This window comes from Citrobacter sp. S-77, from assembly GCF_963864895.1.
GTDB classification, from domain to species: domain Bacteria; phylum Pseudomonadota; class Gammaproteobacteria; order Enterobacterales; family Enterobacteriaceae; genus Citrobacter; species Citrobacter murliniae.
Genome location: NZ_CAWLWU010000002.1, coordinates 325,474 through 339,242 on the forward strand (window position 1 = coordinate 325,474; position 13,769 = coordinate 339,242).

Below are 13,769 nucleotides of genomic sequence, written 5' to 3' on the forward strand. Positions count from 1 at the left end.
GACGTCCCCTTAAATACCGTCGCGTTCCAGCGGGCAACTCATGCAGCGCGCACCGCCGCGACCTCGTCCAAGTTCGTCGCCTGGAATGGGTAAAACGGTGATTCCGGCTTTATCGTATTTTTCGTTGGTCCAGATGTTGCGCTCATAACCCACTACGACGCCGGGGCGCAGAGTGAGGACGTTGTTCGCATCATTCCACTGCTCACGTTCGGCTTCGAAAGCGTCACCACCGGTGGTGATTAAGCGAATTTGATCAAGGCCCAGGGCTTTTTCGAGGGCATGTACCAGGGTGTTTTCCTGAGTTCGTTTCAGGCCGCCGCGTCCATCTGGCGTCAGGGTCCAGCACTGAACGTCAGGGCGAACGACTTCCGGGTAGACGGAGAAGGTATCGATATCGATATGGGTCATAACGGTATCGAGATGCATACAGGAGCGATGTTTTGGCAGTTCTACGGCGATCACGCGTTCAGCCTGGCGATGCCTGAATAGCGACTGGGCAAGAAACTCGATTCCCTGTGGGGTTGTCCGTTCAGACATGCCGATCAGCACTGCGCCACGGCCAATGACCAGCACATCACCACCTTCTAACGTGGCATGGTCATAATTAATATTTTCATCACCGAAATATTTAATAAAATCACCATCGGCAAATTGCGGATGCCAGCGATAAATTGCCCGGAGATTATTGGTTTCCCGCTGACGAGCTGTTTTGGCCATCGGATTAATAGACACACCGTTATATATCCAGCATGAAGTGTCGCGAGTAAATAAGTGATTCGGTAATGGCTTCATAATAAAATCATTAATATCATGAGTGTCGACTACCATATTTTTGATTGAAGCGGGGATTTCTCCGTAGGTCAGACCGCCGCTTAAATGCCGGGCGAGTTCCCGGTGCGACATATCTGCCAGCCAGGCGCGAATATCGGTAGCGAAAGCGGGGCCAAGGCGGTAATCAGAAATTTGCGTATCCAGTAACCAGCTTTTTGCGTCAGGGATATCAAGAGTTTGTGTCAATAAATCAGTGAGTAACAGAACTTCAATTCCCTGCTGACGCAGTGTGTCGGCGAAAATGTCATGTTCTTCACCCGCACGTTCTACTGAAAGAACATCATCAAAAAGCAGCTCCTGACAGTTCGATGGCGTCAGCCTTTTTAAACTGAGATTAGGACGATGTAGCATCACGCTACGTAATTGACCGATTTCGGAACCGACATAATGCTTTTCCATCATTATCCCTTTAACGTGATTGTAAAAAATAAAGAGGAGGTGCCTGCAAATAATATTTTTGCAGTCATGGCTAATTGCGGGATCTATATTTAGACCTTATCTGACATAGAAATGTGATTTCTTTCACAGTAGAGCGGACGTTTTATTTTTCTTTTTTAATATATGACAGAGTTCTGAGAAATTAAAAAATAATAGTGTGTTGAATTGAATTAATACGCAGGAATATGTCTTGTTATTTGTTCGTGTTAATTGTTTGTGTGTTTTCTTAAATATAGTGAATTTAATAGTTTGTTGATTTTTAATGGTTTATTTTTCATCTTTGAATGGTTATGCGATTTTTTAATTTTATTATTTGTGGTTTAACTTTTATTTTCAAATAAATATGAGGATATACAGGCATTATGAAGGGAGAGTGAAATGTGATCTGTTGCGGGTTTTTCTAATAAAATTTTGTAAAACAGCAGGTTACATAACATCAGGGAAAGAGGGGATCATGAGTTATGCATAGTTTATGCATAACTCATCCTGGATATTAACAACTGACCAACATCATCAGCGATAAACATGCGTTGACGCAAAATATCAGTAACCAGGAGTTGTATGGCAGACGGTTTTTTCGTATAACAACCAAAATGAAACGTTGTTTTAGTTGAGGGTTTTGAAATGATTATTGGCAATATTCACCACCTGGAAGCATGGCTGCCAGAAGAGTTGCGACAGGCGATTGAGCACATTAAAGCGCATGTGACGGATGAAACTGAAAAAGGTAAGCATGACATCGATGGCAATCGCCTGTTTTATCTGATTGCAGAAGATATGACCGAGCCGTTCGAGCAGCGCCGTGCCGAGTACCATGCCCGTTATCTTGATATTCAGATCCTGCTCAAAGGCCAGGAAGGGATGACTTTCAGCACATTGCCTGCGGGTGCGCCGGAGACCGACTGGCTGGAGGATAAAGATATCGCCTTTTTACCGGAAGGGGCTGAGGAGAAAACGGTTGTACTGAATGAAGGTGACTTTGTGGTGTTCTATCCAGGAGAGGTTCATAAGCCGCTGTGTGCGGTGGGTAAGCCTGCGCTGGTACGCAAAGCTGTAGTGAAAATGCTGGTGGCGTAGAATATATTGTGATGCCGGATGAGACGCCATCCGGCACTTCCGTCATGTAATATAGTCACTTCGCTAACGTCGCGACCATCACCGCTTTGATTGTGTGCATGCGGTTTTCTGCCTGATCGAATACCACACTGGCGGGTGACTCGAAGACCTCGTCTGTCACTTCCATACCGCCATGCAGACCGTACTCTTCCGCCATTTTTTTGCCAAGCGTGGTCTGATCGTCATGAAATGCAGGCAAGCAGTGCAAGAATTTCACCTGCGGGTTGCCGGTCAGCTCCATCATGCTGCTGTTGACCTGATATTTACGCAGTAACGCAATACGCTCGGCCCATTTCTCTTTCGCTTCACCCATTGATACCCAAACGTCGGTATAGATGAAATCTGCACCTTTAACGCCTGTGGCAACATCTTCAGTCAGCGTTATATTACCGCCGTTTTTCTGTGCCAGGGCTTTGCATTCCGCAACCAGATTTTCTTCAGGCCAGCAGGCTTGTGGCGCAACCAGACGCAAATCCAGCCCCGTTAACGCTGCTGCTTCCAGCATCGAGTTCCCCATATTGTTGCGGGCATCGCCGGTATATACCAGCGTCATCTCATTAAACGCTTTACCCGGCAGATGTTCTTGCATAGTTAACAGATCGGCCAGTAACTGAGTGGGGTGAAATTCGTTAGTTAACCCATTCCATACCGGAACCCCGGCATACTCCGCCAGTGTCTCAACGACCTCCTGTCCGTGGCCCCGGTACTGAATACCGTCGTACATGCGACCGAGCACTCGGGCGGTATCTTTAATCGACTCTTTATGACCAATCTGACTGCCGCTTGGTCCGAGATACGTTACGCGAGCGCCCTGATCGTATGCGGCAACTTCGAAAGAGCAACGGGTACGGGTCGAGTCTTTTTCGAAGATGAGCGCGATGTTTTTGCCGGTCAGTTTGGCGATCTCTGTGCCGTTTTTCTTATCCACCTTTAGTTGTGCGGCGAGTTGTAGCAGTGATGCGAGTTCAGCAGAGGTGAAATCAAGCAGTTTCAAAAAATGCTTCTGATAAAGTGCAGACATGGTTCCCTCACATGGCTTAAGCCATTTATTGAATTAAAATTCAATTTATATGGATATTTATTCGTTTGCAACCTTGTTTAACAAATCTTTCCTGGAAAGGTGGAGGCAATGTCAGCGGTATGTGACAATAAGAGTATCGGCAGGACATTATGAGGAACGAGCCATGGCAAACCCGGAACACCTGGAAGAACAGCGTGAAGAAACACGCTTGATTATTGAAGAATTACTTGAAGATGGCAGCGATCCTGATGCGCTGTATACCATCGAGCATCACCTTTCCGCAGATGATTTTGAAACCCTGGAAAAAGCAGCAGTAGAAGCCTTCAAACTGGGTTATGAAGTGACCGAGCCGGAAGAGCTGGAAGTGGAAGAGGGCGACACGGTAATTTGCTGTGACATCCTCAGCGAATGTGCTCTGAACGCCGAGCTGATTGACTCCCAGGTTGAGCAACTGATGAACCTGGCTGAAAAATTTGATGTGGAGTACGACGGGTGGGGTACTTATTTTGAAGACCCTAACGGCGAAGAAGGTGAAGACGGCGACGATGAAGATTTCGTCGACGAAGATGATGATGGCGTGCGTCACTAAATCATCTGCTGACCTACGGCAGCGTTTGCTGTCGTAGGGCAAGGACAACGTATGGATTACCCGCAAATACTCTCCCCGATCCTGAACTTCCTGCACTGCAAAACACCCCAGGCATGGCTTGATAAAGCGCGAGACCCGGAACATCTACCTCTGTTACTGACCGACCACCTCATTTGTGAACTGAAAGCGGCGCAAACCGCGATGTTGCTGGTGCGTAAATATGTCGCTGATAAGCAGGGAGCGCAGGCGCTGCTGGAGTGGCTGAAACCCTATGAGGCCTTTGCCTTCCGGGAAGGGGAAGAACCTGATTTCATCTCGCTGAATAAGCAGATCGGCAAAAGTGTGATGCCGCAAACTGACGACCCATGGGGACGACAGCTTATCGACAGCATGGTTTTGTTGATCAAAGAAGAGTTACACCACTTCTGGCAGGTGCGGGAGGCGATGATGAGTCGCAATATTCCGTATATCAAAATTACTGCCAGTCGTTATGCCAAAGGCATGCTCAAAGAGGTGCGAACCCATGAGCCGTTAACGCTGATTGATAAGCTCATTTGCGGCGCGTATATCGAGGCGCGTTCCTGCGAACGTTTCGCTGCTCTGGCACCGTATCTGGATGACGAGTTACAGGCATTTTATCTGTCGTTGCTCCGTTCAGAGGCGCGCCATTATCAGGATTATCTGGCGCTGGCACAGCAGGTTTCTGCACACGATATCAGTGAAAGAGTACGATTTTTTGGTGAAGTAGAAGCTTCGCTGATCTTATCCCCGGACGATGAGTTCCGTTTTCACAGTGGCGTACCGGTCATCTCTAAAATTCGGTAGTTTTTGCTGTTGCCCAGTGACAGGATGTCTGCAGACGTTAAGAATGTCTCTTTTTGGGACAAGGATTACCAATGAACTGGACACATGTATTACTCGCTGCTTACGTAGGCGTGGTTATCGCCATCGTGGTGGGCATCTTTCGCAAAAAAGGCTGGGTGGGGAAAATCTCCGGCGCGGTTTTCATGGTGATAGCGATCATTGCGTGGAACGTTTTTGACGTGCATTACCTGATCCCCCGGGAAAATGCAGCCTCAGGTCAGACCGAAGAACAAAAATTTGATGCCGCGATGGCAACCCTGCCAACGATGATCGTGCTAAAAGAGCAGGAACCCGCATTATGGCAGCGTATTCGCATGCAGGCCCTGCAGATGCGAAAAGAGGGTAAAAGCGAGCAGGAGATGATTGATGCGGTACAACCGCAGATATTGCAGATTCAGATGGCACGCTTACAGAATGCACCGGACGAGAACGTCACGGCCTATATGAAAATCAACCTTGAACAGATTGCGGCAGTGCAAAAGAAAGGGGATGACGAGTGCTTCCGTTTTCTGTTTCCGGCGGTGAAAGGTGGAATTAACCCGGTCCATTTGATTGCGAAGGATATTATTCAGCGGCGGATGGAGAGCGATGCTGCAATGATGCGTGCTGCCTATGGGCCAAACCGACACACGGTTACGGAAACTGAACGTCAGCAGGCAACACAGGATGTGCAGACAGTCGTGCCACCGTTAGTGCAGCGTTATGGCCATGATATTGAAATCATGGCTGATCCGCAGAAAGGCGTTGGTAAAGAGAAGATTGCCTGCGATCTGGTGCAGGACTTCTGGTCGCAGGTACTGAAACTGCCTGCGGCAAATGCGGCCGGCGTTATTCGCCTGTCGGTCGCACCTGACATGCAGTAAAACTCAAAGGGGTTTGAGCATCCGCACTTCACAATCAACGTGCCCGGTACAGCCCAATGGTTCGCTGATGTGCTCAAACCCTAAATGTTCATACAGGCCAATCGCCTCACGCAAAAAGGCAGTGGTTTCCAGATAACAGCGCTTAAAGCCCTGTTCACGGGCATGGTCCAGCGCCATCAACGCCAGTTTCTTTGCCATTCCCTGTCCACGTATCGTGGGTAAAAAATACATTTTTTGCAGTTCACAAATATCAGGTTCGCTACAGGAAAGTGGTGCGATGCCGCCACCGCCCACAACCTTTCCGTTCTGCTCGACAACCCAATATGCATATCCTGGCTGATTGTAGAGCTGATATAGCTCATCGAGATTAGGGTCGGCGACGGTATAGCCTTTATCGGCGGTCAGGCCGTATTCAGCGGAAACCTGACGGATCACGCTGGCAACGGCTGAATTATCGTCAGCGGTGATAAGGCGCAGGGTGGCCGCGACCGGTGAAATAACATTCATAGCAAAACTCGTGACATGTAGTGGCGGATATACGCAGTTAATAACACTGTGGGACGGGGATGTGCAAGAGAGGAAAATTCAGGAACAGATGTATTGCGCGCCTCAGGAAGCGCGCAATACATTGATATTAAAGATATAACAGGCCGGGTAAGCGATATGCCTCCCGGCTTTCAGATTACAGCGCGCTAATAACCGCCTGCTGCTCAATCAGTTTAGCTTTCGCTTCTGCATAACCGTCCAGCTTCTCGCGCTCTTTGGCGATCACCGCTTCTGGTGCACGCGCCACAAAGCCTTCGTTAGACAGTTTATTTTCGATGCGGCTGATTTCACCTTCGATTTTCGCCACTTCTTTCGCCAGACGTGTCAGTTCATCTTCTTTATTGATGAGGCCAGCCATCGGGATCAGCAGCTCAGCACCGTCGATGATTTTGGTCACGGATACCGGACCTTTATCGTCGGCAGGCAGCACGGTGATGCTTTCCAGACGCGCCAGATTCAGCAGGAAGCTACGGTTGTTGTTGACGCGACGAATCGCGGCTTCACTGCAACCACGCAGCAGCAATTCCAGTGGTTTGCCTGGGGCAATGTTCATTTCCGCACGGATGTTACGCACGGCAACGATCGCCTGCTTCAGCCATTCGGTATCAGACAGTGCCGCTTCATCAACCTGAGCCGCATCGTATTCCGGGAACGGTTGCAGCATGATGGTGTCTGCGGTGATACCGCAAATCACTTTCACACGCTGCCAGATGGTTTCGGTGATGAATGGAATAATCGGGTGCGCCAGGCGCAGCAGACCTTCCAGAACCGTCACCAGCGTGTGGCGGGTACCGCGCAGTTCAGACTCTGAACCACCGTTCATTACCGGCTTGGTCAGCTCCAGATACCAATCGCAGAACTGGTTCCAGGTGAATTCGTACAGGATGCCTGCGGCGATATCGAAGCGGAAGTTATCCAGTGCTTCGCGGTACGCTTTCACGGTCTGGTTGAATTCTGCGAGGATCCAGCGGTCCGCCAGCGACAGCGTCATTTCGCCGCCGTTAAAGCCGCAATCCTGGTCTTCGGTATTCATCAGCACAAAGCGGCTGGCGTTCCACAGCTTGTTACAGAAGTTACGGTAACCTTCCAGACGCTTCATATCCCAGTTGATATCGCGACCGGTAGACGCGAGCGCGGCCAGGGTGAAGCGCAGAGCGTCGGTACCGTGCGGCTCGATGCCGTTCGGGAACTGCTTCTCGGTGCGTTTGGCGATTTTCTCTGCCAGCTGCGGCTGCATCATATTGCCGGTACGTTTTTCCAGCAACTCAGGCAGGGAGATTCCGTCAACCATATCCAGCGGGTCGATAACGTTCCCCTTGGATTTGGACATCTTCTGGCCTTCGTCGTCACGGATCAGGCCGGTCATGTAGACGGTCTTGAACGGAACCTGCGGCTTGCCGTTTTCATCTTTGATGAAATGCATGGTCATCATGATCATGCGGGCAATCCAGAAGAAGATGATGTCGAAGCCGGAAACCATCACGCTGGTCGGGTGGAACTGACGCAGAGCGTCGGTGTTTTCCGGCCAGCCGAGGGTGGAGAAGGTCCACAGTGCGGAGGAGAACCAGGTATCGAGAACGTCTTCGTCCTGACGCAGGGCAACGTCGGCGCCCAGGTTGTTTTCCTGACGTACTTCGTCTTCGTTACGGCCAACGTAGACGTTACCGTCATTGTCGTACCATGCCGGAATACGGTGACCCCACCACAGTTGACGGGAGATACACCAGTCCTGAATATCGCGCATCCAGGAGAAGTACATGTTTTCGTATTGTTTCGGTACAAACTGAATGTCGCCATTCTCAACCGCTTCAACGGCCGGTTTTGCCAGCACATCGGCACGAACGTACCACTGGTCGGTCAGCATCGGTTCAATAACCACGCCGCCACGGTCGCCGTAAGGAACAGTCAGATCGTGCGGTTTAATCTCTTCCAGCAGGCCCAGTGCGTCGACAGCGGCAACCACGGCTTTACGTGCGGCAAAACGCTCCAGCTTCTGGAATTCAGCCGGGATCTCATTGGAGTAAACGTCGGACTCTTCACCTTTGGTGTCGTACACTTCTGCACTTTCACGGATATCGCCGTCAAAGGTCAGAATGTTGATCATCGGCAGGCCGTGACGTTTACCCACTTCATAGTCATTGAAGTCGTGGGCCGGGGTGATTTTCACGCAACCGGTGCCTTTTTCCATATCGGCGTGTTCATCGCCAACAATTGGAATGCGGCGGTTAACCAGCGGCAGGATCACGAATTTGCCGATCAGGTCTTTATAGCGCGGATCTTCCGGGTTAACGGCCACGCCGGTATCACCTAGTACGGTTTCCGGACGGGTTGTCGCAACGACCAGGTAATCTTTACCGTCGGCGGTTTTTGCACCATCGGCGAGCGGATAGCGGATGTGCCACATCGAGCCTTTGGACTCGCGGTTTTCCACTTCCAGATCAGAAATAGCAGTACGCAGTTTTGGATCCCAGTTTACCAGGCGTTTGCCACGGTAAATCAGGTCTTCTTTGTACAAGCGAACAAAGACTTCTTTCACGGCATTGGAAAGGCCTTCATCCATGGTAAAGCGCTCGCGCTCCCAGTCCACAGAGTTGCCCAGACGGCGCATCTGACGGGTAATCGTACCGCCGGACTCCGCTTTCCACTGCCAGATTTTATCGATAAAAGCATCGCGACCATAGTCGTGACGGGTTTTACCTTCTTCGGCAGCAATCTTACGTTCAACCACCATCTGGGTTGCGATACCCGCATGGTCAGTACCTGCCTGCCACAGGGTGTTTTTACCCTGCATGCGCTGGTAACGGATCATGGTGTCCATGATGGTCTGCTGGAAAGCATGACCCATATGCAAACTGCCGGTAACGTTCGGCGGCGGGATCATGATGCAGAAGGACTCTTTGCTTTCATCGCCGTTAGGTTTGAAATAGCCCTGCTTTTCCCAGTGCTCGTAAAGCGGCTGTTCGATATCTTGTGGGTTGTATGTCTTTTCCATTATTTCCAGGTTGCCGTATTCAGGTTAAAACCAGCCACGCGATATGCTTTGTAGCGCTCGCGTGCCGATTGTTTCAAAGAATCTTCGTAAGGGACAAAGTCTATCACTTCTGTGAAAGCGGTGGCAAAATCTACAAAGCCAACGCGCAAACTGATCAGCAGATCGCGTGGGCTACTATTGCGCTTTTCCGGCCAGGCAATTTCAACTGGTGCACCGCCGCGCGGGCCTTCACCCGCCAGATTATGCGGCACAAAGCTTTCTGCCGGTCTCGCCCACAGCGCTTCATCCAGCCGAATAGCTTGTCTTTCATCTTCACAGGCAATCAGTACACGCTTGCCCGCGCGCCAACGTTCTGCGGCAATTTCACACACCAGTTGCTCGACGGCGCTTAAGCCATCAATGACGGTGTCATTGTCCAGAAGGTAGAACGTTGCATTCTTCATATATGGGGCTTCTTGTGGTGGATTTAAATGCGTTGCCATGATGCACACCGTAGGCCGGATGGCGCTATCTGGCCTACGGGACAATCTCAAACTTACTCTTCGCCGTTAAAACCAGCACGATTGAGCAGGAACTGCGACAGCAGCGCGACCGGACGACCGGTTGCTCCTTTGGCTTTTCCTGAACGCCATGCGGTACCGGCGATGTCCAGATGCGCCCAGTTGTACTTACGGGTAAAGCGTGACAGGAAGCAGCCCGCAGTAATTGCCCCGCCAGGACGTCCGCCAATATTGGCCATATCCGCAAAGTTGGATTCCAGTTGTTCCTGGAATTCATCGCCCAGCGGTAAACGCCACGCGCGATCGCCTGCTTGTTCAGAAGCACCAATCAGCTCGTGCGCCAGCGGGTTATGGTTCGACATCAGGCCGGTGATGTGATGGCCCAGCGCAATGACGCACGCACCGGTTAACGTCGCCACATCAATGACTGCTTCTGGTTCAAAACGCTCAACGTAGGTTAACACGTCACACAGCACCAGGCGGCCTTCGGCATCAGTATTGAGCACTTCAACAGTCTGGCCGGACATGGTAGTCAGCACATCACCCGGACGATACGCGCGACCACCTGGCATGTTTTCACAACCAGCCAGCACACCGACGACGTTAATCGGCAATTGCAGCTCCGCCACCATACGCATCACGCCATACACTGCCGCTGCGCCGCACATGTCGTATTTCATCTCGTCCATGCCTTCGGCAGGCTTGATGGAAATACCACCGGAGTCAAAGGTTAGTCCTTTGCCGACCAGAACAATCGGACGGACATCTTCTGACGGATTGCCTTTGTACTCGATAACGGACATCAGCGACTCGTTCTGCGACCCGTGGCCAACGGCGAGGTAAGAGTGCATGCCCAGCTCTTTCATCTGTTGCTCGCCAATCACGCGCGTCACCACATTTTTGCTGTAGCTGTCAGCCAACTGACGTGCCTGAGACGCCAGGTACGCCGCATTACAGATGTTCGGCGGCATGTTGCCGAGATCTTTCGCGGCTTTAATACCGGCGGCAATAGCCAGACCGTGCTGAATAGCACGTTCACCGCTGGTCAGCTCACGGCGGGTAGGTACGTTGAAGACCATTTTACGCAGCGGGCGACGCGGCTCGCTTTTGTTGGTCTTTAGCTGATCAAAGCTGTACAGCGTTTCCTGCGCGGTCTCTACAGCCTGACGCACTTTCCAGTAGTTGTTACGGCCTTTCACATGTAGCTCAGTCAGAAAGCAGACTGCTTCCATCGAGCCAGTGTCATTCAGGGTGTTGATGGTTTTCTGAATAACTTGCTTGTACTGGCGTTCATCAAGCTCACGCTCTTTGCCACAACCAATGAGGAGAATTCGCTCAGACAGAACGTTAGGAACATGGTGCAGCAACAGGGTTTGACCCGGTTTGCCTTCCAGTTCACCACGACGCAGCAGTGCGCTGATGTACCCGTCGCTGATCTTGTCGAGCTGCTCTGCAATCGGAGAGAGGCGGCGTGGTTCAAAGACGCCCACGACGATGCAGGCACTCCGCTGTTTCTCCGGGCTACCGCTTTTTACACTGAACTCCATGCACTACGCTCCTGAATCTTAAAGACAACGGCGGTGGCTACGGATAGAATTGCAAGCTTTCGTAACTCATACCCGCTGTTGCGGTGACTTCGTGTTAATCTTAACGTTATTACGGCATTGGCACGTCAGAACAATTTCTGAGAGGTGAATCCGTTGAGTATAATAGTCTTAGCGACGATTTCGACGACTCAAGAGAATAAATGACGTATAAGCCATGAAACAAGCTAAATTCCGGCAAAAGACGAGTTTTTACGGGCGTATTTAAAGTGATAATCATAAGATATCTGGTACGGGAAACGCTCAAAAGCCAACTTGCGATCCTTTTCATTCTACTTTTGATCTTCTTTTGTCAAAAGCTAGTCAGGATCCTCGGTGCGGCGGTTGACGGTGATATCCCGGCAAATCTGGTGCTCTCGCTTCTGGGGCTGGGCGTGCCAGAAATGGCGCAACTTATCTTGCCATTAAGCCTGTTCCTCGGGCTGCTAATGACGCTGGGTAAACTGTATACCGAAAGTGAAATTACGGTCATGCACGCCTGCGGTCTGAGCAAAGCGGTGCTGGTGAAAGCGGCGATGGTGCTGGCGTTATTTACCAGTATTATTGCGGCGGTGAACGTCATGTGGGCTGGACCCTGGTCCTCAAAACATCAGGATGAAGTGCTGGCGGAAGCGAAAGCGAATCCAGGCATGGCTGCACTCGCGCAGGGGCAATTCCAGCAGGCCACCAACGGCAGTTCGGTACTGTTTATCGAAAGCGTCGATGGTAACAACTTCAAAGATGTCTTCCTCGCGCAAATCCGCCCGAAAGGTAACGCCCGTCCTTCGGTGGTGGTGGCTGATTCAGGACATTTGACCCAGTTGCGCGATGGCTCTCAGGTGGTGGTGCTGAACAAAGGTACGCGCTTTGAAGGTACTGCACTGTTACGCGATTTCCGTATTACCGACTTCCAGGATTATCAGGGAATTATCGGTCATCAGGCTGTGGCGCTGGATCCCAACGATACCGACCAGATGGATATGCGCACATTGTGGACGACCGATACCGATCGTGCCCGTGCGGAACTGCACTGGCGTATCACATTGGTATTCACCGTATTTATGATGGCGCTGATGGTTGTGCCGCTGAGCGTGGTTAACCCGCGTCAGGGGCGTGTGCTTTCCATGCTGCCAGCAATGCTATTGTATCTGATGTTCTTCCTGATCCAGACTTCCCTGAAGTCGAACGGTGGCAAAGGTAAGCTTGATCCAGCGCTCTGGATGTGGACGGTTAACCTGCTTTATCTGGCACTGGCGATTGCGCTTAACCTGTGGGATACGTTGCCAGTGCGCCGCTTGCGTGCCCGTTTTCTGCGTAAAGGAGCGGTATAATGCAGCCCTTTGGTGTACTTGACCGCTATATCGGTAAAACGATTTTCACCACCATCATGATGACGTTGTTCATGCTGGTGTCGCTCTCCGGCATCATCAAGTTTGTAGACCAGCTCAAAAAAGCCGGGCAGGGGAGCTACGATGCGATGGGCGCAGGGCTGTATACCCTGCTCAGCGCACCGAAAGATATTCAGATCTTCTTCCCTATGGCCGCGCTGCTCGGCGCGTTGTTGGGGCTGGGCATGCTGGCCCAGCGCAGTGAACTGGTAGTGATGCAGGCTTCTGGTTTTACCCGTATGCAGGTCGCATTGTCGGTGATGAAAACCGCTATTCCGCTGGTGCTGTTGACGATGGCTATCGGTGAATGGGTTGCGCCTCAGGGCGAACAGATGGCGCGTAACTACCGTGCGCAGCAGATGTATGGCGGCTCGCTGCTTTCAACCCAGCAGGGGCTGTGGGCGAAAGATGGTGACAGCTTTGTCTACATTGAGCGGGTGAAAGGTGACGAAGAGCTGGGTGGTATCAGTATTTACACCTTTAACGATCAGCGTCGCCTGTTGTCTGTGCGTTACGCCGCAAATGCAAAATTCGATGCCGATAATAAAGTTTGGCGCCTGTCGCAGGTTGATGAATCTAACCTGCAGGATCCGAAACAAATCACCGGTTCGCAAACTGTGAGCGGAACCTGGAAAACCAACCTTACGCCAGACAAACTTGGTGTGGTGGCATTGGATCCAGATGCGCTCTCCATCAGCGGTCTGCATAACTACGTGAAGTACCTGAAGTCGAGCGGCCAGGATGCCGGACGCTACCAGCTCAATATGTGGAGCAAAGTCTTCCAGCCGTTATCGGTAGCGGTAATGATGCTGATGGCGCTGTCGTTTATCTTTGGCCCGCTGCGTAGCGTGCCGATGGGTGTGCGCGTGGTGACAGGGATTAGCTTTGGTTTCGTGTTCTACGTGCTGGACCAGATCTTTGGCCCACTGACGCTGGTGTACGGTATTCCACCGATTATCGGCGCGTTGCTGCCAAGCGCATCGTTCTTCCTGATCAGCCTCTGGCTGATGCTGCGTAAGTCATAACATCTGCCCCTCT

The 13,769-nt window shown here is 51.2% G+C and carries 14 protein-coding genes; 7 read left to right on the top strand and 7 right to left on the bottom strand.

Features of this window, described 5'->3' with window-relative positions; translation table 11 throughout:
• Positions 1 to 9: 9 nt before the first annotated feature.
• A complete protein-coding gene (gene arcA, locus AACS05_RS02235) occupies positions 10 to 1,230 on the bottom strand; it encodes an arginine deiminase (RefSeq protein ID WP_045439201.1) in 1,221 nt (406 codons plus the stop codon).
• 663 nt (positions 1,231 to 1,893) lie between these two features.
• On the opposite strand from arcA, the gene AACS05_RS02240 reads away from it, so the two are divergent.
• Positions 1,894 to 2,346 (top strand): YhcH/YjgK/YiaL family protein, encoded by a 453-nt coding sequence (locus AACS05_RS02240; RefSeq protein WP_045439205.1) that lies wholly within the window; start codon positions 1,894 to 1,896, stop codon positions 2,344 to 2,346.
• A gap of 55 nt (positions 2,347 to 2,401) precedes the next feature.
• Here the strand turns inward: AACS05_RS02240 and argF are convergent, their stop codons facing one another.
• Positions 2,402 to 3,406: an ornithine carbamoyltransferase gene (gene argF, locus AACS05_RS02245; protein WP_045439209.1), complete on the bottom strand. Its 1,005-nt coding sequence runs from the start codon at positions 3,404 to 3,406 to the stop codon at positions 2,402 to 2,404.
• Positions 3,376 to 3,477, bottom strand: coding sequence for a putative translational regulatory protein ArgL (gene argL, locus AACS05_RS24915; RefSeq protein ID WP_404842351.1), 102 nt, complete (start codon positions 3,475 to 3,477; stop codon positions 3,376 to 3,378). Before argL ends, argF begins: the two co-directional genes overlap by 31 nt.
• Positions 3,478 to 3,569: 92 nt before the next feature.
• Here argL and rraB point away from each other — a divergent pair, with 92 nt between their 5' ends.
• The 3 genes from rraB (at position 3,570) to AACS05_RS02260 (ending at position 5,722) form a co-directional block, all read left to right on the top strand.
• Positions 3,570 to 3,995: a ribonuclease E inhibitor RraB gene (gene rraB, locus AACS05_RS02250; RefSeq protein WP_045439213.1), complete on the top strand. Its 426-nt coding sequence runs from the start codon at positions 3,570 to 3,572 to the stop codon at positions 3,993 to 3,995.
• A gap of 51 nt (positions 3,996 to 4,046) precedes the next feature.
• Positions 4,047 to 4,820 (top strand): tRNA isopentenyl-2-thiomethyl-A-37 hydroxylase MiaE, encoded by a 774-nt coding sequence (gene miaE, locus AACS05_RS02255; RefSeq protein ID WP_045439216.1) that lies wholly within the window; start codon positions 4,047 to 4,049, stop codon positions 4,818 to 4,820.
• A 71-nt stretch (positions 4,821 to 4,891) separates the two neighbouring features.
• Positions 4,892 to 5,722, top strand: coding sequence for a hypothetical protein (locus tag AACS05_RS02260; protein ID WP_045439217.1), 831 nt, complete (start codon positions 4,892 to 4,894; stop codon positions 5,720 to 5,722).
• A 3-nt stretch (positions 5,723 to 5,725) separates the two neighbouring features.
• Here the strand turns inward: AACS05_RS02260 and AACS05_RS02265 are convergent, their stop codons facing one another.
• The 4 genes from AACS05_RS02265 to pepA form a co-directional block, all read right to left on the bottom strand.
• Positions 5,726 to 6,229: a GNAT family N-acetyltransferase gene (locus tag AACS05_RS02265; RefSeq protein ID WP_045439219.1), complete on the bottom strand. Its 504-nt coding sequence runs from the start codon at positions 6,227 to 6,229 to the stop codon at positions 5,726 to 5,728.
• 175 nt (positions 6,230 to 6,404) lie between these two features.
• On the bottom strand, positions 6,405 to 9,260 hold the full coding sequence (locus tag AACS05_RS02270; RefSeq protein ID WP_045439222.1) for a valine--tRNA ligase: 2,856 nt from the start codon (positions 9,258 to 9,260) through the stop codon (positions 6,405 to 6,407).
• A complete protein-coding gene (holC, locus tag AACS05_RS02275; protein WP_045439226.1) occupies positions 9,260 to 9,703 on the bottom strand; it encodes a DNA polymerase III subunit chi in 444 nt (147 codons plus the stop codon). Before holC ends, AACS05_RS02270 begins: the two co-directional genes overlap by 1 nt.
• Before the next feature lie 92 nt (positions 9,704 to 9,795).
• Complete coding sequence (pepA, locus tag AACS05_RS02280; protein ID WP_045439229.1) at positions 9,796 to 11,307, bottom strand: leucyl aminopeptidase; 1,512 nt, start codon at positions 11,305 to 11,307, stop codon at positions 9,796 to 9,798.
• A gap of 153 nt (positions 11,308 to 11,460) precedes the next feature.
• On the opposite strand from pepA, the gene AACS05_RS02285 reads away from it, so the two are divergent.
• From AACS05_RS02285 to lptG, 3 genes are all read left to right on the top strand, one after another.
• On the top strand, positions 11,461 to 11,511 hold the full coding sequence (locus AACS05_RS02285) for a hypothetical protein (protein ID WP_223307023.1): 51 nt from the start codon (positions 11,461 to 11,463) through the stop codon (positions 11,509 to 11,511).
• A gap of 62 nt (positions 11,512 to 11,573) precedes the next feature.
• Positions 11,574 to 12,674, top strand: a complete 1,101-nt coding sequence (lptF, locus tag AACS05_RS02290) for an LPS export ABC transporter permease LptF (protein WP_045439231.1) — start codon at positions 11,574 to 11,576, stop codon at positions 12,672 to 12,674.
• The gene (gene lptG / locus AACS05_RS02295) at positions 12,674 to 13,756 is read left to right on the top strand and encodes an LPS export ABC transporter permease LptG (protein ID WP_045439235.1); all 1,083 of its coding nucleotides are present in this window, start codon (positions 12,674 to 12,676) and stop codon (positions 13,754 to 13,756) included. The genes lptF and lptG overlap by 1 nt, the downstream gene beginning before the upstream one ends.
• The last annotated feature ends 13 nt before the right edge of the window (positions 13,757 to 13,769 follow it).